Source organism: Streptomyces sp. NBC_00341 (genome assembly GCF_041435055.1).
In the GTDB taxonomy this organism is placed as follows: Bacteria; Actinomycetota; Actinomycetes; order Streptomycetales; family Streptomycetaceae; genus Streptomyces.
Window position 1 is genome coordinate 1,128,151 of record NZ_CP108002.1, and the last position, 20,947, is coordinate 1,149,097.

Annotated in this window: 8 protein-coding genes; 7 read left to right on the forward strand and 1 reads right to left on the reverse strand. The window is 74.6% G+C overall.

Annotated elements, in window-relative coordinates; genetic code table 11:
- Nucleotides 1-138: 138 nt before the first annotated feature.
- From OG892_RS04940 to OG892_RS04970, 7 genes are read left to right on the forward strand one after another with little or no spacing between them, the layout of a single operon-like run.
- On the forward strand, nt 139-1,485 hold the full coding sequence (locus tag OG892_RS04940; RefSeq protein WP_371628568.1) for an MFS transporter: 1,347 nt from the start codon (nt 139-141) through the stop codon (nt 1,483-1,485).
- A complete protein-coding gene (locus tag OG892_RS04945; RefSeq protein WP_371628569.1) occupies nt 1,469-4,993 on the forward strand; it encodes an amino acid adenylation domain-containing protein in 3,525 nt (1,174 codons plus the stop codon). The genes OG892_RS04940 and OG892_RS04945 overlap by 17 nt, the downstream gene beginning before the upstream one ends.
- On the forward strand, nt 4,978-6,030 hold the full coding sequence (locus OG892_RS04950; RefSeq protein WP_073739263.1) for a MupA/Atu3671 family FMN-dependent luciferase-like monooxygenase: 1,053 nt from the start codon (nt 4,978-4,980) through the stop codon (nt 6,028-6,030). Before OG892_RS04945 ends, OG892_RS04950 begins: the two co-directional genes overlap by 16 nt.
- Entirely contained in the window at nt 6,030-10,748 is a 4,719-nt protein-coding gene (locus OG892_RS04955; RefSeq protein ID WP_371628570.1) for an amino acid adenylation domain-containing protein, read from the forward strand. The genes OG892_RS04950 and OG892_RS04955 overlap by 1 nt, the downstream gene beginning before the upstream one ends.
- On the forward strand, nt 10,745-14,695 hold the full coding sequence (locus tag OG892_RS04960) for an amino acid adenylation domain-containing protein (RefSeq protein ID WP_371628571.1): 3,951 nt from the start codon (nt 10,745-10,747) through the stop codon (nt 14,693-14,695). Before OG892_RS04955 ends, OG892_RS04960 begins: the two co-directional genes overlap by 4 nt.
- 5 nt (nt 14,696-14,700) lie before the next feature.
- Nucleotides 14,701-17,997: an amino acid adenylation domain-containing protein gene (locus OG892_RS04965; protein ID WP_371628572.1), complete on the forward strand. Its 3,297-nt coding sequence runs from the start codon at nt 14,701-14,703 to the stop codon at nt 17,995-17,997.
- Nucleotides 17,994-20,051, forward strand: a complete 2,058-nt coding sequence (locus tag OG892_RS04970; RefSeq protein WP_371628573.1) for a beta-ketoacyl synthase N-terminal-like domain-containing protein — start codon at nt 17,994-17,996, stop codon at nt 20,049-20,051. Before OG892_RS04965 ends, OG892_RS04970 begins: the two co-directional genes overlap by 4 nt.
- Nucleotides 20,052-20,123: 72 nt before the next feature.
- Here OG892_RS04970 and OG892_RS04975 read toward each other — a convergent pair whose 3' ends face one another.
- A complete protein-coding gene (locus OG892_RS04975; protein ID WP_371628574.1) occupies nt 20,124-20,876 on the reverse strand; it encodes a thioesterase II family protein in 753 nt (250 codons plus the stop codon).
- Nucleotides 20,877-20,947 lie beyond the last annotated feature (71 nt).

Sequence of the window (20,947 nt, forward strand, 5' to 3'; positions counted from 1 at the left end):
GCGACATCCGGGAGATTGAGGCGTGGTAACCAAACCATTCGACGGCGGCGGCACATTGCACCGGACGCCGGTTCACGACGGGCCCGAATCCTGATGGGCGCCCGGATATCAACGGACATTCCCGGCCGTTTCTCGGGAATGGGGCCCTTTCTCCTCGTCTGGTCCGGTCAGGCGGTTTCCCTGGCAGGCAGCGCGGCGGTCCGGTTCGCCTTCATCGTCGAGGTGTGGTCCTCCGGTGAGCGGGCGACCGCCGTCACCATTCTTTCGCTGTGCGCCATGCTGCCGCAGGCCATTTTCAGTCCCATTGCGGGCGCAATCGTCGACCGGATATCCAAGCGCGCCGCGCTGCAGATAGCCGACGCCGGCGGACTCCTCGTCGTGGGCTCGCTGGCCCTGCTCCACTACGTCGGCGCGTTCCAGGCCTGGCAGGTCTATCCGGCCTCCGTACTGCTCGGAGTCTGTGCCGCCTTCCAGTTCCCGGCGCTGTCCTCGGCCGTCCCGCTCCTGGTCCGCAAGGACCAACTGGACCGAACCAACGGCCTGTTGGCGGGGGCGAAGAGTGCCGCCGGGATCGGCGGCCCGGCGCTGGGCGGTCTGATGCTCGCGCTCTTCGGGATCGGCCCGACGCTCCTGGTCGACGTGGCGAGCTACACGTTCGCCCTCATCGGCGTCCGGATCGTGCGCTTCGCCGGTGACCGGGTGACGACGACGCCCGGCGCGCCCCGGCGGCGGATCACCGCCGACTCCGTCGAGGGGCTGCGCTACCTGTTCCGGGTGCCCAGTCTGCGCGACCTGATCATCAACTTCTGTCTCGTCAACCTGGTCATGGTCTTCGGTTTCGCGCTCATCTCGCCGATGGTGCTGCTCCGGGCCGGGGACGGCGCACTCGCCGCGGTCAACACCTCGGTGGGCGTCGGCGGAGTGGCCGGCGCCCTGCTCATGGCGGCCTGGGGCGGCCCGGCGAACCGGGGCCGGGGCATGATGCTCGGCGTCGTCGGCATGTGCCTCTCCGGCCTGGTGGCGATGGGACTGGTGGGCGGTGTGGCCGGCTGGTGCCTGACCATCCTGGTCGGCGCCCTGCTCATGAACGTCGTCAACGCCTCGATGCAGACGATCGTGCAGACCAAGGTCCCCCACGAGTGGCAGGGCCGGGTCTTCGGCGCGGTGATGTTCCTGTCGCAGATCTCCGTCCCGCTGGCCATGGCGGTCTCCGGACCGCTGGCCGACCACGTCTTCGAACCGCAGGCCGCCCGGGGATCGGGTCTCTTCACCGTGCTCGGCCCGCTCGTCGGTGACTCTCCGGGCAGCGGCATGGCGGCCATGTTGTTCCTGGCCGGCATCGGCGGGACCGGGGTCGCCCTGTGGGGTCTCGCCAGCCGGTCGATCAGGGACATCGACACCCTGCTGCCCGATCTCGACGCTCCGCGGGACCCGGCCGGGCAGAGCGACCACCAGGGAGGTGAACGCGATGAGGTGCGCGCATGAGCTGTTCGAGGAACAGGCGGCCCTGAACCCCGGCGCGACCGCGCTGATCCACGGCGACGAGCGGATCGGGTACGCCGAACTCGACGCACGGGCGGACCGGCTGGCCGGTCTGCTGACCGCGAGAGGCGTCCGGTCCGGCGATACGGTCGGGGTGTACCTGGACCGTTCCGCCTCGCTCGTCGTGGCGGTGCTCGGCATCCTCAAGGCCGGGGCCGGCTATGTGCTGCTCGACCCGGGCTTCCCCGCCGAACGGCTGCGGGTGATGGCAGAGGACGCCCGTGCGGCCGTGGTCGTCTCGGCCAGGGGCTCCGCGTTCGACGGGCTCGGCGCCGCGCGGGTGGACATCGAGGACGCCCCGGGGGCGCGGCCGTTGCCGCGCGGCACGGTCCGGGTCCGGCCGGACGACATCGCGTGCGTGATGTTCACCTCGGGATCGACCGGGCGGCCCAAGGGCATCGCCGCGTCGCACCACGCGCTCACCGCGACGCTCACCGGGCAGGACTTCGCCTCCTTCGGGCCCGGCGCGGTCTGGCTCCAGTGCGCGCCGCTGTCCTGGGACGCGTTCGCCCTGGAGCTGTGGGGGCCGCTCATGAACGGCGGGACGTGCGTCCTGCATCCCGCCGGGCGGCCCGAACCCCTGCTGATGGCGCGGCTCGTCGCGGAGCACGGCATCACCTCGATGTACCTCTCGGCGTCCCTCTTCAACGTCGTCGTCGACGAGTACCCGCACCTGCTGGACGGGGTGCGGGAACTCGTGGTGGGCGGCGAGGCGCTGTCCGCGCCGCACGCGGCCCGCGCCCTGGAGCGCAGCCCGGAACTGCGGCTGAGCAACGGCTACGGCCCCGTCGAGTGCATGGTCTTCCTGACCGTCCACCCGGTGACCCGCGCCGGGCTGGGCGACGGCCCGGTGCCGATCGGCCGCCCGCTCGCGGGAAAGCGGCTGTACGTCCTCGACGAGGACCTGCGGCAGGTGCCGGACGGGGCGGCCGGTGAGCTCTACGCGGCCGGCGCGGGCCTCGCCCGTGAGTACCGGGGCCGGCCCGCGCTGACCGCGGAGCGTTTCGTCGCGGCTCCGTCCGGCGAGCGGGTCTACCGCACCGGTGACCTCGGCCGGCGGCGTGCCGACGGAGTCCTCGAATACCTGGGGCGGGCCGACAGCCAGGTGAAGATCCGGGGCTTCCGGGTGGAGCCGGGCGAGGTGGAGAGCGTGCTGGCCCGGCACCCCGGCGTCGGCCGGGCGGCGGTCGTCGCCCATGAGCACCCGGCCGGTGACCGGCAGCTGACCGCGTACGTCGTGCCGAGCGGCGGCGCCCCGCAGGATTTCCGGGAAGCGGAGCTGCGCGCCTACGCCCGCGAGACGCTGGCCGACTACCTGGTGCCGGCGGCGTTCGTGGTGCTGGACGCGCTCCCGCTGACGCCCAGCGGAAAGCTGGACCGGGCCGCGCTGCCGGAGCCCGGAGCCGTGGCGGCGGTGACCGGCCGGGCGGCGGAGCCGGCGGACGGAACCGTGGCCGCGCTGTGCGAGCTCTTCGCCCAGGTGCTGCGCGCGGAGGCGGTCGGCCCCGACGACGACTTCTTCGCCCTCGGCGGCCACTCCCTGCTGGCCGCCCGGCTGCTGGGCCGGATCCGTACCGTGCTCGGCGCCGAGATCGACATCCGAGGACTGTTCGAGGCACCCACCCCGGCGCTGCTCGCCCCCTTCGTCGACACCGCTCCCCCGGTGCCGCCCGAGGCTCCGGCCGGCGAGGCCGCCCCCGGTGGGCTCCCGGTCTCGCACGCGCAGCACCGGCTGTGGTTCCTGGACCGTACCGGGGCCGGGGCCGCGTACAACCTGCCGATGCTGGTACGGCTGCGGGGGCCGGTCGACGCGGCGGCGCTGGGCGACGCCCTGGCGCAGGTCGCGGACCGGCACGAAGTGCTCCGTACCGTCTTCGAGGAGGCCGACGGTTCCCCCGTACGGCGGGTCCTGGGCGGGGCGGCCGGGCGGCCGCCCCTGCGTCAACTGCGCGTCGCCGGGGACTCGCTGGACCGGGAGATCGAGCGGGAGGCCCGCCACCGCTTCGATCTCGGGGCCGAAATCCCCTGCCGGGCCACCCTGTTCACCACCCCGGAACGGCCGGACGAGCACGCGCTGCTGGTGCTGGTCCATCACATCGCCGGGGACGGCTGGTCCCTGCGCCCGCTCTTCCGCGATCTGTCCCGCGCCTACGCGGACCGGGTCTCCGGTACCGGTAGCGGACTTGAGCCGCTGGCCGTCCCGTACCCGGAGCACGCCCGTCACCAGCTCGGCCGGCTCGGCTCACCGGCCGATCCGCACGCGCTCGCCGCCCGCCAGCTCAGGTACTGGCGCAAGGAGCTGGACGGGCTGCCGGACGGCGGACCGCTGCTGCCGCGTCGCACCGGGCGGCCGGCCGTACCGGGGCCGGACGCGCGGGTCGTGGTGACCCGGCTGGACGCGGCGGCCCACGCCCGGATCGTCGAGTCGGCCCGCTCCCGGGGCGCCACCCTCTTCATGGCCCTGCACGCCGCGCTGGCAGCCGTGCTCGTACGGGCCGGTGCGGACGAGGACCTGGCGGTCGGCGCACCGGTGGCCGGCCGGGCCGGGGACGGCGGCGTCGAGGACGTCGTCGGGTTCTTCGTCAACATGCTGGTGCTGCGCACCGATCTGTCCGGCGACCCCACGGCGGGCGAGCTGCTCGCCCGGGTGCGGGAGACGGACCTCGCCGCGTTCAGCCACCAGGACGTGCCGTTCGAGGACGTGGTCGGGGCCCTCAACCCGCCGCGCTCCCCCGGCCGTCAGCCGTTCACCGATGTGGTCCTCGCGCTCCAGAACAACGCGCGGGCCGAGGTCGCGCTGCCCGGCGCCGAGGAGGGCGTCGAGGTCGTGCGCACCGGCGCCGCCCGGTTCGAACTCCTGGTGGACGTCACGGACTCCACCGCCTCCGACGGTTCCCCGGACGGGCTGACCCTGACCTTCGAGTACCGCGGCCAGGCGCTGGAGGAGGACTTCGTCCAGTGGCTCGCCCGCGCCCTCCCCGAGACCCTGGAGGCAGCCGCGGCGGAGCCCGGCACCCCGCTGTCGCGGCTGGTCGCGACCCCGCCGCCGCGGCAGGCAGGACAGGGCGACCGGGTCACGGTCGCGACCCGCCGGCCGAGCCCCGCCGACCGTCCGATGACCGCTCTGGAGCAGCAGACCGCCGCCGTGTGGTGCGAGGTCCTCGGGGTGCCGAGCGCCGGCCCGTACGACGACTTCTTCGCGCTCGGCGGCAACTCGCTGCGCGCGGTACGCGTCGTGGCCCGCCTCGCCGCCGGCCGGCCGGTGACCGTGGCCCAGCTGTTCGCCGCCCCGACCGTCGCCGCCTTCGCGGCCGAGCTGGAACGGGCCGCGGCCCTGCCCGGACCGGCCGCCTCCACCCCCATACCGCGCCGCCCCCGGGTGCCGCGCCGTCCGGAATCCCCGACCCAGCCCAACAGGAAGCAGGAGGAGCGGCAGTGGACCTCAGTGTGATGTTCTTCGGTGCGGACAGCACCACCGCCGGCCAGGCCCGGCACACCGAGACGTACGAGGACATCCTCGCCGTGGCCCGGACGGCCGACCGGCTCGGGTTCCACGCCGTCTGGACCCCGGAGCGCCACTTCCAGCAGGTGGGGCAGGTCTTCCCCAGCCCGCCGGTGCTCAGCGCGGCGCTCGCCGTCGCCACCGAGCGGATCGGGATCCGCGCGGGCAGCGTCGTCCTTCCGCTCCACCACCCGCTGCGGGTCGCGGAGGACTGGGCCGTCGTGGACAACCTCTCGCACGGCCGGGTGGGGCTCTCCGTGGCCACCGGCTGGCACTCCAAGGACTTCACGCTGGCCCCTGAGCAGTACGCGGACCGGCGGCGGACCGCCCTGGAGACCATCCCCCGGCTGCGGGCGCTGTGGGCGGGCGAAGCCGCCGAGTACCCCGACGGCACCGGCACCCCGGTCTCCGTGACACCCCAGCCCCGGCCCGTCCAGGACACCCTGCCGCTGTGGGTCACCACGTCCGGCAACCCGGAGACCTGGTCGGCGGCCGGCGCCCTGCGCGCCGGGGTGCTCGGCGCGACCGTCGGGCAGAGCCGGGAGGAGCTGGCCGAGAAGATCGCCCTCTACCGCACCGCCTGCGCGGCCGCCCCCGAGCAGCGCGGCACCGACGCGCACGGCCGGGTCACGCTGATGGCGCACACCTACGTCGGCGCCGACGACTCGGAGGTGCGCCGGATGGCGGGCGCACCGCTGAAGACGTATCTCGCCTCGTACGTCCGCCAGACGGCGGCCAACCGGGCGGCGGACCCCACGACCGCGCAGCTCACCGAGGAACAGACGGCGATGCTCGCCGACTTCGCCTTCGAACGCTATCTGAGCTGGGGCAGTCTCCTCGGTTCCCCGGGGCACTGCGCCAAGATGCTCGCCGATCTGGCCGAGCTGGGCGTCGACGAGGTCGCCTGCTTCATCGACTTCGGCATCGGACGGGACGACGTACTGGCCGGACTGCACCGGCTGGCCGAACTGAAAGAGAACCTGTGATGAGCGCCCCCACCGTCGCGCGCGCCGTTCCGGGCGCCGCGTCCCCTTCCCCTTCCATGGCCGACCGGTTCGGCGCGCTCGGCCGGGAGCAGCGGGTCCGGCTGATGCGCCGCCTCCTGGAGGCGGGCCGGGCCCGTGAGATACCGGCCGTCATCCCGCCGCGCGATCCGGCCCGCCGGGTGCCGCTCAGTCCGGCGCAGCACGACCTGTGGGTGTACGACTCGCTGTATCCGGGCACCCCCGCGCTCAACCTGTGCGCCGCGTACCACTTCGAGCGGCCGGTGGACCCGGCGCATCTGGCGGCGGCGCTGACGCTGATCCAGCGTCACCACGACATCCTGCGGACCAGGATCGTCACGGACCCGGCGGGTGAGCTGCACGTCGAGTTCCCCGAGGACGGGGAGTTCGAGCTGGAGCGGGAGGATCTGCGGGGCACCGGCGGGACGATCGACGCGGCCTTCGAGGCGTTCCGCAACCGCCCGTTCGACCTGAGCCGGGACAAGCTGATCCGGGCCCGGTTCGTCCGGGTCGACGAGCGTCGCTCCACGCTGATGCTGAGCCTGCACCACACCATCAGTGACTGGTGGTCGTTCGACGTGCTGCAGAACGAGTTCGCCCAGGCGTACGGCGCCCTGCGCGACGGTGTCGAGCCGCCGCTCACCCGGCCCCGGATCCAGTACGCCGACTTCTCGTCCTGGCAGAGCGAGCTGACGGAGGCCGGGGTCTTCGGGAGCCGGCTCGACTTCTGGCGCCGCTATCTCGCCGATCCGCCCGGTCCGCTGACCGTGCCGGGTGCCGGTACCGGCACCACCACAGAGGGCGACGGCATCGCGAACGTCCCCTTCCGCATCGACGCGGCGACCACCGCCGCCGTACGGGCCCTGGCCCGGGAGCGCGGCTCCTCCGTCTACGTCGTCCTCATGGCCGCCTTCGCGGTCCTGGCACACCGGGTCAGCGGCGCGGAGGACCTGGTGATCGGGACCCCGATCGCCAACCGGGCGGCCAAGGGCCTCGACCAGGTCATCGGGTACGTCATGAACGCCGTGCCGACCCGCTGGCAGGTGCGCCCCGACCGGTCGTTCACCGATGTGCTCACCGGGTTCGCCGCCGACTTCCCGGATCTGATGGCCAACGCGGACGTGCCCGTCGGCCGGATCGTGTCGGCCGCCGCGCCGGAGCGCAGCGCGGGCCGGGCCCCGCTGTACCAGTGGGTGTTCATGCACCTGACGCAGCAGCCGAGCGTCACGGTGATGAAGGAGTTCGCCGAGCCCGAGCGCATCCACACGGGCGGCGAGCACGATCTCGTCGGCGTGGTGAAGGACAGCGGCGACGGCATGGAGGGCAGCTTCGGTCTGCGTACCGATGTCTTCGGCCCGGCGACGGTGGCCCGCTGGACGCAGTGCTACGTCGAGTTGCTGCGGCGGATCACCGCGGAGCCCACGGCGCTGATCGGGGACATCGACCTGGTGCCGGAGGCCATGCGCGGTGAACTGCTCGCCGCCTCCGCCGGATCCGCCGCCCCCGGCCCGGAGTCGCTGCCCGCTCTGGTGAGCCGACGGGCGGCCAGTACGCCGGACGCGCCGGCCGTGGAGTCCCCGTTCCCCGGACGCGGTCTGAGCTATGCCGAACTGGACGACCGGGTGGCCCGGCTGGCCGGCCGGCTGGTCCGCCTCGGTGCGGGCCCCGGGCGGATCGTGGCGCTCGCCCTCCCGCGCGGCAGCGACTGGCCGGTGGCGGCGCTGGCCGTGCAGCGCGCCGGGGCCGCGTATCTGCCCGTCGACCCCGCCCACCCGGCGGAGCGCGTCCGCCGGGTCCTCGACGAGGCGGGGCCGGTGCTCCTGATCACGGAGCCGGGTGCCGTGCCGCCGGTGACGGACGTCCCGGCGCTGGTCCTCGACGAGGACGCCTGGGCCGGTCCGCCTCTGCCGCCGGGCGGTCCGGAGCCGCACGACGTGGCCCACGTCATCCACACCTCCGGTTCCACCGGCACCCCCAAGGGCGTGCTGGTGACCCATGCCGGTGTGGCGGCGCTCACCAGGAGCCTGGTGGACGGCGTCGCACTCGACGCGGGGAGCCGGGTGCTCCAGCTGGGACCCCCCACCTTCGACATCTCCGTCGGGGAACTGTGCCTGGCCTTCGGCTCGGGCGGCACCCTGGTGCTGCCGCCGCCGGGGCCGCTCGTGGGCGAGGACCTCGGGGCGGTGCTGACGGAGCGGCGGATCTCCTGCGCGTTCGTCCCGCCGTCCGTGCTCGCGACGGTGCCGGCCGGCCCGCACCCCCGGCTGCGCGCGCTCGTCGTCGGCGCGGAGGCGTGCCCGCCGGACCTGGTGGCGCGCTGGGCCGTCGGGGGGCGGCGCTTCCACAACGCCTACGGGCCCACCGAGTCCACCGTCGTCGCCACGCTCTCCGGCCCGCTGGACGCCGACTCCGCTGTGCCGCCCATCGGTTCCCCGGTGGCGGGCACCACCGCCTACGTCCTGGACGAGCGGCTGCGTCCGGTCCCGGCCGGGGCGGGCGGCGAGCTCTACCTCGCGGGCGCGGCCCTGGCCCGCGGCTATCTCGGGCGTGCCGCACTCACTGCGGAGCGGTTCGTCGCCGATCCCTACGGTCCGCCCGGCAGCCGCATGTACCGCACCGGCGACCTGGTCCACCGCGACGACAGCGGGATCACGTACTACCTGGGGCGCGGCGACGAGCAGGTGAAGCTGCGCGGGCTGCGGATCGAACCGGGCGAGATCGCCGCCGCACTCGTGGAACACCCCACCGTGGAGCGCGCGGTGGCCGTCGTACGGCACGACCGGGGCACCGCGCAGCTCGTCGCGTACGTGGTGCCCGCGCGGGGTGCCGAGACCGACGAGGACGCGCTGCTCCTGCACGCGGCCGGACGGCTGCCCGCGGCCATGGTCCCGGCCGCCGTGGTGGTGCTGGACACGCTGCCGCTGTCGTCCCACGGCAAGCTCGACCGGTCCGCGCTGCCGGCCCCGGCCGAGCGGACCGGGGACACGGTCCGGCTGCCAGGATCGGCACGCGAGGAGATCCTCTGCGGGCTCTTCGCGGAGCTGCTGGACGTCGGACAGGCCGGCGCCGACGACGACTTCTTCCGGCTCGGCGGCGACAGCATCATGGCGATCCAGCTCGCCGCGCGGGCCCGTGCGGCCGGTCTGGTGCTCTCGCCGCACGACGTGTTCACCGTGCGCACCCCGGCCCGGCTGGCCGTGCTGGCCCGTACCCCCGACAGCGAGGGCCCGGCCGAGGAGGACACCGGGACCGGGCGGCTGCCGCTCACCCCGGTGATGCACTGGTGGCGCGAACAGGTCGAGGACACCTCGGCGTTCACCCAGTCCATGCTGTTCCCGCTGGCGCCCGGCACCGGACTGGCCGCGATCGAGGCGGCCGTCGCCGCGCTGACCGAGCGGCACACCGCGCTGCGGATGCGCCTGGTGCGCGACGACGACACGGGCTGGGAGTTCGACGTGCCCGTCGCCGGAGCACCCGCCGGGGCGCGGGCCGTCCGGCTGGCCGTGCCGGCGGACACCGATCTGCACGCGCGGGCGACTGAGCTGGCGCGCACCGCCACGCTGCGGCCGGAGGACGGCGAGATGGTGCGGGCGCTGTGGCTGGACCCCGGGCCCGGCCGGTCCGGCGCACTGGTCCTGACCGTGCACCATCTGGCGGTCGACGGGTTCTCCTGGCGGGTGCTCGGCCAGGAACTCGCCTCGGCCCTCGATCCGCGTCCAGGTCACGACGCCGACGCCGCTCCCGCCAGCGCCTCGTTCACCCGCTGGTCCCGGCTGCTCTCCCAGGAGGCCGGACTGCGCACCGATGAACTCCCCTGGTGGGAAAGGCAACTGGCGGATCCTGCGGCACGCCTCACCGACGGCGGGCGGCCGGTCGGACACCGGGAGACGTACACCTTCGAACTGGGCGCGGAGCTCACCCGGGGTGTGCTCGTCACGCTGCCGGCCGCCTTCAACTGCCGCCCCGACGCGGTGATGCTGACCGCGCTCACGGCGGCGGCCGTCCGGCGCCGGGGCACCGGATCCGCTCTCCTCGTCCACCTGGAGGGGCATGGGCGCGAGGTGGTCTCCACCGAGGTCGACGTCTCCGCCACCGTCGGCTGGTTCACCACGCAGTACCCGGTCCGGCTGGACATCGGCGCCGCCGCCGTGGAGCCCGGCGGCCGGCCTGGCGAGGCCCTCAAGTGCGTCAAGGAGCAGTTGCGGGCGGTGCCGTCCGGCGGGCTCGGCTGGGGGCTGCTCCGCTACCTCCACGCGGAGACCGGCCCGGCGCTCGCCGCGCTGCCCGCACCCGATGTCCGCTTCAACTACCTGGGCCGGTTCACCGCGACCGACGCGGCGGGCGGGCGGCTGCTCGATCTCGGGCCGGACGCCGTGCCGCTCGCGCACACCCTGGAGGTGGACGTGCTGGCCCGCGAGGAGAACGGCGAGCCCCTGCTGGAGGCGAGCTTCTCCTACCCGTCCGGGGTGTTCACGAAGGACGAGGTGCGCGAACTGGCCGGGGCGTGGTCGGAGGCGCTCGGCGTCCTCGCGGACCACGGCGGACCGGAGCACGGCGGAGCCGTCCACACCCCGTCCGACTTCCCGCTCGTCGATCTCACCGGGGACCAACTCGAACTGCTGGCGCAGGACATGGACTTCGGTGACCTCGACGGCTTCGGCCCCGCGCAGGACGACGAAGAAGAAGGGCAACGACGATGAACGCGCGCATCGCGGACGTACTGCCGCTCTCCCCGCTCCAGGAGGGCCTCCTCTTCCACGCCGCCCGGGAGACCTCCGGCCCCGACCCCTACCTGGTGCAGGCCCGGTTCCGGATCGGCGCCGCAACAAGCGGGCGCACGGTACGGGAGGCGGTCACCGCGCTCCTGGACCGGCACCCCAATCTGCGCTCCTGCTTCCGGCACGAACGCCTGGACCGGCCGGTCCAGGTCGTGCCGGAGGCGGTCGCGGCGCCGTGGACCGAGGTGGACCTGACGGGCCTCGCCCCGGACGAGGTGGGCGTGCGGACCGATGAGGTGCTGCGCCAGGACGCGGCGCTCCGCTTCGACCTGGCCCGGCCGCCGCTGGTGCGGGCCACGTTCCTGCGGGACGACTCCGGCGGCGACCTCGTCGTGTCCTTCCACCACATCCTCCTGGACGGCTGGTCGATGCCGGTCGTCGAACGGGACCTCGCTGCCCTGGTGGCGGGCCGTCCACTGCCGCCCGCCGTGCCCTACCGGGACTATCTGGTGTGGCTGGGAGCCCAGGACCGAGGCAAGGCGGAGGCCGCGTGGTGCGAGGCGCTGGAGGGCCTGGAACGGCCCGCGCTGCTGGCCCCCACCGGTCCGGACACGGCGCCCGACCGCGACCGGATGTGGCTGACCACCGGTCTCACCGGGATGCTGGTCCGGCGGGCCGCGGAGGCGGGCGTCACCCTGAACACCCTGGTGCAGGTCTCCTGGGCCCTGGTGCTGGCCAGACTGACGGGCTCCCGCGACCTGGTCTTCGGCGCGGTCGTCTCCGGGCGCCCGCACGATCTGCCCGGCGTCGAGTCCATGGTGGGCCTGTTCATCAACACCCTGCCGGTACGGGTCCGGCTGCGGGACGGCGAGCGGGTGGACGAGCTGCTGCGCCGGGTCCAGGACGAGCAGTCCCGGCTGCTGGCCCACCACCACGCCCGCGCCGCGGAGGTGCAGCGCGCCGTGGGGGCCGGTGAACTCTTCGATTCGATCCTCGCCTTCGAGAACTTCCCCCGGACCGACGGCGGCGAGGACGCCCCGGGCTCGGTGCGCCTGGCGAAGGTGACGGACGCGACCCACTACCCGGTCACCATCGCGGCGGTCGCGGAGGACCGGCTGCTGCTCTCCGTGAGCTGCCGCCGGGGCATCTCGGCGGCCGCGGTCACCGCCCGGCTGGCGCACGTACTGGAGCGGCTGGCCCGTTCTCCGCAGGCACCCGTGGACGAGATCGACGCCCTGCCCGTCGCGGAGCGGCACGAGCTGCTGGCCCTGGCCGACGGGCCGTCCCGGGCGCCCGCCGCGCCCGCCACCGTGACCGGACGGTTCGCCGCCCAGGCGGCCCGTACCCCCGACGCGCCGGCCGTCGACACGGACGGCGAGATCCTCAGCTACGCCCAACTGGACGCCGCCTCCGACCGGCTGGCGGGCCGGCTCGTCCGGGCCGGGGTCGCACCGGGGCGGACCGTGGGCCTCCTGCTGGCCCGCTCGGCGGCCGTCGTCGTCGCCCAGCTCGCGGTCCTCAAGGCGGGCGCCTGCTGGCTCCCCCTCGACCCGGCGCACCCGGCGGAGCGGCTGGCCCGGCTCCTGACGGGGGCGGAACCCGCCCTCGTCCTCACCGACCGGCCGGATTCCGCCGCGACCCGGCTGCCCGGGGGGACGGCGGTGCTGGACCTCACGGAGGAGTCCGGCCCCGAGCCCTTCGACGGGGTGGAGTCCTCCCCCGGTGCCGCCGCCTGCGTGATCTACACCTCGGGCTCCACCGGCGAGCCCAAGGGAGTGGTCGTCCCGCAGCGGGCGATCACCGAACTCGCCGCGGACGGCAGGTTCGCGGGCGGCGCCCACCACCGGGTGCTGCTGCACAACCCGTACACGTTCGACGCCTCCACCTACGAGGTGTGGGTCCCGCTCCTGAACGGCGGGACCGTGGTCGTCGCCCCCGCGGAGGCGATCACCCCCGACCTGCTGAAGCGGGTGGTCCCCGACCGCGGGGTCACCGCGCTGATGCTCACGCCCGAACTGCTGCGCACCGTCGCGGAGATCGCGCCCGACGCGCTGTCCGGACTCCGCGAGGTGTGGTCCGGCGGCGACGTCCTCGCGCCCGGCACCGTGCGCCGTCTGCACGAGCACTGCCCGGGGACCGTCGTCGTGAACGGATACGGGCCCACCGAGACGACGGTGTTCGCCACCGCGCACACCGCCACCGAGGAGTCGGCCGCCCAGCCGGGCGGCGTCCCCATCGGGCGCCCCCTGGACAACACCCGCGCGCATGTCCTGGACGACCGGCTGCGCCCCGTTCCGGCAGGCGCCACGGGTGAGCTGTACCTCGGCGGCAGCGCGCTGGCCCACGGCTACCTCGGGCGGCCCGTGGCCACCTCCGAGCGGTTCGTCGCCGATCCGTACGGGCCGCCGGGCAGCCGGATGTACCGCACCGGGGACCTGGCCCGCCGGATGCCCGACGGCGCGCTGGAGTTCGCGGGCCGGGCCGACGACCAGGTCAAGGTGCGCGGTTTCCGCGTGGAGCCCGCCGAGGTCGAGACGGTACTGGGCGGCTGCCCCGGAGTGGCGCGTGCCGTGGCCGGTGCCCGGACCGACGCGGCGGGCGGCAAACTGCTGGCCGCCTGGCTGGTGCCGGACGACGCGGCCGAGCCGTGGCAGGTCCTCCTCGACCGGGCACGGGAGCACGCAGCCCGCCAGTTGCCCGCGCACCTGGTGCCGTCGCTGTGGGCCCGTATCGACGAGGTGCCGCTCACCCGGCACGGGAAGGCCGACCGGGCCGCGCTTCCCGATCCGGGGCCTTCCGGGCAGCCGGCGGCGCCACGGAGTCCGGGCACCGCGCGCGAGCGCGAGCTGTGCGCCCTGTTCGGCACGGTGCTCGGCCTGCCGGTGGTCGGGCCCGACACCGACTTCTTCCTGGCGGGCGGCCATTCGCTGACCGCGCTGCGGCTGAAGTCGAAGATCGAGACGGTGCTCGGGGTCCGTATCCCGCTCTCCGCCCTGTTCGACGCCCCCACCCCGGCCGCACTCGCCGCCCGGCTCGACGCACCGCCGTCCGGCAAGGGCCCGGCTCCGCGGATCGCGCTGCGCCCCGGCAGAGGCCGTCCCGCGTCCGGGAAGCAGGAGGCAGAGCCGCAGCACAACAGCCTGGCGCCCGTGCTCACCCTGCGGACCGGCGGGGACCTCACCCCGCTGATCTGCGTGCACCCGGGGCTCGGCCTCGGCTGGTCGTACGCGAACCTGCTGCCGCACCTGGACCCGGCCCGCCCCGTGCACACCCTCCAGAGTCCGGCGCTGCTCACCGGGGTGGACGGGCTCCCGGCGTCCATCGGCGCGATGGCGGACCTGTACCTGCCGCGCGTGCGTGAACTCCAGCCGCGGGGGCCGTACCTGCTCCTCGGCCGGTCCTTCGGCGGACCTCTCGCGCACGAGCTGGCGGTGCGGCTGCGCCGGTCGGGCGAGGAGGTGCGGATGCTCGCCGTGGTGGACGCCATGCCGATGCCGGAGCAGATCCTCGACACGCCGCTGGAGCCCGCCGCCGTCGAGGACGAGATGCTGCGCATCCTGCTCCACTCCCACGCCCCCGGCGCACCGGTACCGGACGGGCCGCTGGACCGGGCCACGGTGTTCTCCACCGCCCACGAGGGAGCCTTCGACGGCCTTTCCGGGGCCGCTCTGCACACCCTGGTCGACATCGGGGCGCATCACAGCGCGCTCGTACGGACCTGGCGGCCGTCCCGCTACGGGGGCGGGCTCACGCTCTTCTCCGCGACGCGCGACAGCTGGCCGGACACGGCCGAGAAGACCGCGGCGTGGCGGCGCGTGACCGCCTCGCTCGACGTGCACGAACTGGACTGCGGTCACAGCGACGTACTCAATCCGGGCCCGGCGGCCGAGATCGCCGCGGTCCTCGAAACCGCCCTCCGAGGGGACTGAAACCCATGACCGTCGACACCGTCGATCTCATCGACCTCTACGCCGCGGAGGGCGGCGGGAACGAGGAGTACGAGTTCCCCGCCTCCGACGCCCAGAGCCGCCTGCTGGTCCTCGACCAGCTGAATCCGGGCACCGCCCAGTACAACGTGCCGGTCGCCTTCGCCGTGCACGGGCCCTTCGACACCTCGGCGTTCGGCCGGGCGCTGGACGGACTCGTCGCCCGCCACGAGGCACTGCGCACGGTCTTCCGGACAGCGGACGACGGCACGCCCGCCCAACGTGTGTCGGCCGTCGGGCGGGTGCGGCCAACGCTCCACCGGGACGTGCCGGCGAACCGTGCGGACGCCCTGGTCCGCACGGAGGCCGCCCGCCCCTTCGACACCGCCCGGGGGCCGCTGCTGCGCTGCGCCGTGTACGCGGTGGACGACGGCAGCCACCGGGTGCTGCTGGTCGCCCACCACCTGGTCTGCGACGGCTGGTCACTCGCCCTGATGCTGGACGGCCTGTCCGAGGCGTACGCCCACGAGATCCGGGGAACCGTCCACCGGCCGGCCGAACTCCCGCTCCAGTTCCCCGACTACGCGGCCTGGCAGCGCGAGCGCACCGCACAGGGCGCGTTCGAGGAGTCCGTGCGGCACTGGGCAGAGCGGCTGCGCGGCGCCCCCACCGTCATGGACCTGCCGCTGGACCGCCCGCGCCCGCCGGTCCGCACCGCCGCGGGCGGCACCGAGCGCTTCCTGCTCGGCGCCGATGTCAGGGCGCGGCTGGCCGAGGTCGCAGCCGCCCAGGGCGGCACCCCGTTCATGACGATGTTCGCGGTGTACGCCGCGTTCCTCTCCCGGCTCTCGGGCGGCGAGGACCTGGTCGTCGGCTACCCGGCCTCCGGCCGCGAACGGCCCGAGCTCCAGGAGATGGTCGGGATGCTGACCAGCACCCTGGCGCTGCGCGTGGACGTGTCCGGCGACCCGTCGCTCGACGAGCTGACCCGCCGCGTCCGGGCATCCCTGCTGGCGGCCCAGCCGTACCAGGACGCGCCGTTCGAAGCGGTGGTCGACACCCTCGCCCCGGTCCGTGAGACCAGCCACGACCCGGTGGTGCAGGTGGCGCTCAGCTACGAGGACGAGGCGGCGCCCGGTCTGCGGCTGCCCGGTGCCACCACCGAGCGGCTCGCCCTGACCCTGGACACCGCCAAGTTCGACTTCCACCTGTTCATGGAGCGGTGGGGCGACGAGCTCGCCGCCCAGTTCATCTACCGCAGCGACCTGTTCGACGCCGCGACGGTGGGCCGCTGGACGGACAACTTCCGCACCCTGCTGGCCGGGCTGCTCGCGGCCCCGTCCGCACCGCTGTCCACCGTGGAGCTGGTGGGGCCCGGCGAACGCGCCCGGACCATCGACGGCGCCGACCGCCTCGCGGAGGCCGCGCCGCTGGACCGCCTGGTGCCCGAGCTGATCGCGGACCGGGCGGCCGAGCACCCCGATGCCACGGCCCTGGTCTGCGGCGACCTCCGCCTGAGCTACGCCGAACTGCTCGGCAGGGCCGACGCGCTGGCCGCCCGGCTGCGCGCCACCGGGGTGCGGCCCGGTGTCCGGGTCGGCCTGCTGCTGCCGCGCTCGGCGGACCAGGGCATCGCGGCCCTGGCCGTCCTGCGCGCGGGCGGCGCCTACGTACCGCTGGACCGGGCGCACCCGGAGGCCAGGCTCCGCCACATGCTGGACAGTTCGGGCACCGCGCTCCTGCTCACCGCCCGGGAGACCGCGGAGACGGGGGCGGCCCTGGGGGTGCCGTGCATCCGGGTCGACCGCCCGTCCGTCACCGACCCCGTCGGCCCCGCACCCGCAGAGGCCGCCGCCGCACCGTCCGCCGGGGATCTCGCCTACGTCCTGTTCACCTCGGGCTCCACCGGCGTCCCCAAGGGCGTCGCCGTGGAGCACCGGGCGCTGGTCAACCTCACCCGGGCGGTCCGGCACTCCTTCCCGGTCGACGCCGAGGACCGGGTGCTGCAGTTCGTCTCCTTCGGGTTCGACGTCGCCGTCTCCGACCTGTTCTTCCCCTGGGTGGCCGGAGCGGAGCTGCACATCCCGAGCGAGGAAGAACGGATCGGTGAGGGGCTGCTGAAGCGGCTGCGGGACTCTCGCATCACCTACGTGTTCCTGCCGCCGTCCGCCGCGATGCTGCTGCCCGACCTCACCGGGGAGCTGCCGGACCTGCGGACCGTCGCGGTCGGCGGCGAGGCCTGCCCGCCCGAGCTGGTCGGACGGCTCAGCGCGCCAGGCCGGCGCGTCGTGAACGCGTACGGGCCCAGCGAGGTGACCGTCTACGCGACCACCGGGGACCTCACCCCCGGTGAGCCCGTGGCGCTCGGCGGCGCGGTGCCGGGGGCCCGTGTCTACGTACTCGACGAGCGGCTGAGGCCGGTGCCCGCCGGGGTGGCCGGTGAGATCTACGTGGCCGGTGCCTCACTGGGGCGCGGCTACATCGGCCGGCCCGGCCTGACCGCCGAACGGTTCGTCGCGGACCCGCACGGCGCACCGGGCACCCGGATGTACCGCACCGGCGACCTCGGCCGGATCGACGCACACGGCCTCATCCACTACCTCGGACGCACCGACCTCCAGGTCAAGCTGCGGGGCGTGCGCATCGAACTCGGTGAGATCGAGACCCTGCTGGCCGGCGCGCCGGGGGTCGCCCTGGCCGCGGCCACCGTACGCGGTACGGGCACCGAGCAGCGTTTGGTGGCGTACGTGGTGGGCCGGGACGGGGCGGCGCCGCCGGACGCGGAGCTGCGCGCCCATCTCGCCCGGCGGCTGCCCGGCTCCATGGTGCCCGAGGTGTTCGTGCGGCTGGAGGAGATGCCGGTCAGCGGGAACGGGAAACTCGACCGGGCGCGGCTGCCGGAACCCGTCACCGTGGCATGCCGGCCGGACGGCTCCGCCACCGTCGCGGGCACGGCCACCGAGCAACTGGTGGCCGGCCTGTGGGCGCGGGTCCTCAACCTCGAACGGGTCGCCGTCACCGATCACTTCTTCGAACTGGGCGGCAACTCGATCCGGCTGCTCAGCGTTCTGGCCGCCCTGCGCGAGCTGGGGACGTACGGCGAACTCAGCCTCGTCGACCTGTTCCGCCACCCCACCGTGGCCGACCTCGCCGCCCACCTCGACGGGTCGGTCCCCGGCCCCGCCGCCGGGGCCCCCGGCACCGGCCCCACCGCCGATACGGCCGCCGCGCGCGGCGGTGACCGGCACGCACGACGCACCGCCGCCGCCCGACGACTCAGCTACCGGAAAGGCTCCACACGATGACCGAGAACGCAAGCGCCGCCGAGCCCCTCGCAGCCGACTCCGCGATCGCGGTCGTCGGAATGAGCGGACGCTTCCCCGGCGCCCCGGACCTGGACACCTACTGGCGCAACCTGCTCGGCGGGCTCTGCTCGGTGACCGACTTCACCGAGGAGGAGCTGATAGCCGACGGCGCCGACGCGCAGGAGGTCCGGGGCCGCGACTACGTACCGTCCAAGGGCCGTCTCGCGGACGCGGACCGCTTCGACGCGGAGCTGTTCGGCTTCAACCGCACGGAGGCCGCGGCCCTGGACCCCCAGCACCGGCTGCTCCTGGAGACGGCCTGGTCCGCGCTGGAGAACGCCGGCCGCAAACCGCGCGGGGGCGCGGCCCGTACCGGTGTGTACGTCGGCGGCGGGGTCACCGAGCACATGCTGGCGGCGCAGACCGATCCGAGGCTCGCCGCGTCCATCGGGGCGCTCCAGGTGCGCATCCTCACCGACCGCGAGTTCCTCGCCCCGTGGATCTCCTACCGGCTGGGTCTGGAGGGCCCGAGCCTGACGGTGCAGACGGCCTGCTCGACCTCGCTGACCGCCGTGCACCTCGCGGTGCAGTCGCTGCTGCTCGGTGAGTGCGACACCGCGCTGGCCGGCGGCGTCGCCGTGGACACCGTGCACAAGAAGGGCTACGTCCACCACCAGGGCGGCATCTTCTCCCCCGACGGCAGGTGCCGCCCCTTCGAGGAGCGGGCCGGCGGCACCGTGCCCGGCAACGGGGTGGGGGTGGTCGTGCTGCGGCGGCTGAGCGACGCGCTCGCGGACGGCGACCCGGTCAGGGCGGTCATCCGGGGCAGCGCCGTCACCAACGACGGCGCCACCAAGGTCGGGTTCACCGCGCCCGGCGTCGACCAGCAGACCGCCGCGATCGTGGAGGCGTGGGCGGCGGCCGGTCTCGATCCGGCGGACGCCCAGCACCTGGAGGCGCACGGGACGGCCACCGCGCTCGGTGACCGCATAGAGGCGGCGGCGGCGAGCGCCGCGTTCAAGGGGGCACTCGGCACCGGGCGGATCGGGATCGGCTCGGTGAAGTCGAACATCGGCCACCTGGACGCGGCGGCGGGCGTGGCCGCGCTGATCAAGTCGGTGCTGATGCTGGAGCACGCCACGCTGGTGCCGAACGCAGAGCCCGGCCGCCCGCACCCCGAACTGGGCTTCGAGGACTCGCCGTTCCATCTGATCGAGCGGGCGGCCTCCTGGCCGGAGCCCGGTTCCGGCCCCCGGCGGGCCGGGGTCAGCTCGGTCGGCATCGGCGGCACGAACGTGCACGTGGTGCTGGAGCAGGCGCCGCCGCGCGGTGGAGCCGAGGCGCCGGACGGCCCGGAGGTGCTGCTGCTGTCCGCCCGCACCCGGGCGGACCTCGACGCGCTGGCCGGCCGGCTGGCCGAGGCGCTGCGGGCCCCGGACGCCCCGTCCCTCGCCGACACCGCGTACACCCTGCGCGTGGGCCGGGTCCCGATGGCCGTGCGCGGCTATGTGCGGGCCGTGGACCGCTCGGAGGCGGCGGAGCTGCTGGCCGGACTGGCGGCGGGCGGGGCGCCGGCGGCGGGCGGGCCCGATGCGCTGGGCGAGGCGTGGCTGGCGGGCGGACCGGTGCCGGAGGCGGAAGCGGCGTCGGTGGCGGGAGGCGGCCGGCGAACCGCGCTGCCGTCCTACCCCTTCGCCGGGGAGAGCCACGGCGCGTACCGCCTCGCACCGGTCGCGCCGGCCGGGGAACAGGCGCGGCAGCCGGAGCAGGACGGGCCCGCTGCGGACCTGGAGCAGCAGATCCGGGCGCTGATCGCCGAGGCCCTGGGGCTGGCGGACGCCGACGACCCGGAGATGACGTACTTCGCGGCCGGCGGCGACTCCCTGACCGCCGTCCACCTGGTCGGCTGCCTGCGGGACGAGTTCGGCCTCGACGTCCCCATCACGCTGTTCCTGGAGCAGCTGACGCTGCACGAGATGGCCCGTCAGATCATGGCGGTACGGGACGGTGACGACTCCCTCGACGCCCTGCTCGCGGAGTTCGAGGCGGAGTGAGTGACCACACCGCAAAGGGGTTGGGCCCCGACCGGAAGGTCGGGGCCCAACCCCTTTGCGGTGTTAGCGGTTTCAGCCGGTGGCTCGGGCCGCCCGGCCCGGCGCGTACGCCGCGACGAGTTCGGCGACACGGTCCAGGTGGTCGTTCAGGAAGAAGTGCCCGCCGGACAGCACGTGCAACTCGAAGGGGCCCACGCCCTCCCGCTCCCAGGCCCGCGCGCCCTCGACGGAAACCCGGGGGTCCCTGTCACCGGTCAGCGCGACGACCGGGCAGCGCAGCGGCGGCCCGGGAACGTAGGTGCGGGAGAAGAGCATCGCGTAGTCGGCCCGCAGCGGCGGCAGGGCGAGCCGGAGGATCTCGGGATCGGTCAGCAGTTCCTCGTCCGTGCCGGACAGCAGCCGCATCTCCCCGATCAGGTCGTCGTCGCCCGGCGGGTTCGGCAGCCGGGCCTGTCGCGGCAGTGCCGCGGCCTCGCTCCCGGAGACGAACAGCGCGGCGGGCGCCCGCCCTTCTGCCGCCAGCAGACGCGCGGTCTCGAACGCGAGGAGCGCGCCCATGCTGTGGCCGAACAGCACGAGGGGCCGGCCGTCGCTCGTGGGGAGCGAGGCCAGCACCGCGTCCACGACCTCGCCGAACCGCTCGGCGAACGGTTCGGCGATGCGGTCGTGCCGCCCCGGGTACTGCACGACCAGGGTCTCCGCCACCCCCGCGAGCTCGGTCGACAGCGGATAATAGCCACTGGCCGAACCTCCCGCGTGCGGGAAGCACAGCACCTGGATCCCCGCGTCGGGGGCCGGGCGGAAGCACCGTATCCAGTTGTTCACAGCCATCCCTTCTCTCGTGCTCGGTCCGGTCCGCGACCGGCTCCGTGGGCGGACGCGCACAGTGAGCGGGC

Coding starts and splice junctions, on each gene's coding strand:
- OG892_RS04945 (WP_371628569.1), top strand. CDS start 1,469: ATGAGGTGCGCGCATGAGCTGTTCGAGGAACAGGCGGCCCTGAACCCC.
- OG892_RS04960 (WP_371628571.1), top strand. CDS start 10,745: ATGAACGCGCGCATCGCGGACGTACTGCCGCTCTCCCCGCTCCAGGAG.
- OG892_RS04955 (WP_371628570.1), top strand. CDS start 6,030: ATGAGCGCCCCCACCGTCGCGCGCGCCGTTCCGGGCGCCGCGTCCCCT.
- OG892_RS04965 (WP_371628572.1), top strand. CDS start 14,701: ATGACCGTCGACACCGTCGATCTCATCGACCTCTACGCCGCGGAGGGC.
- OG892_RS04970 (WP_371628573.1), top strand. CDS start 17,994: ATGACCGAGAACGCAAGCGCCGCCGAGCCCCTCGCAGCCGACTCCGCG.
- OG892_RS04940 (WP_371628568.1), top strand. CDS start 139: ATGGGGCCCTTTCTCCTCGTCTGGTCCGGTCAGGCGGTTTCCCTGGCA.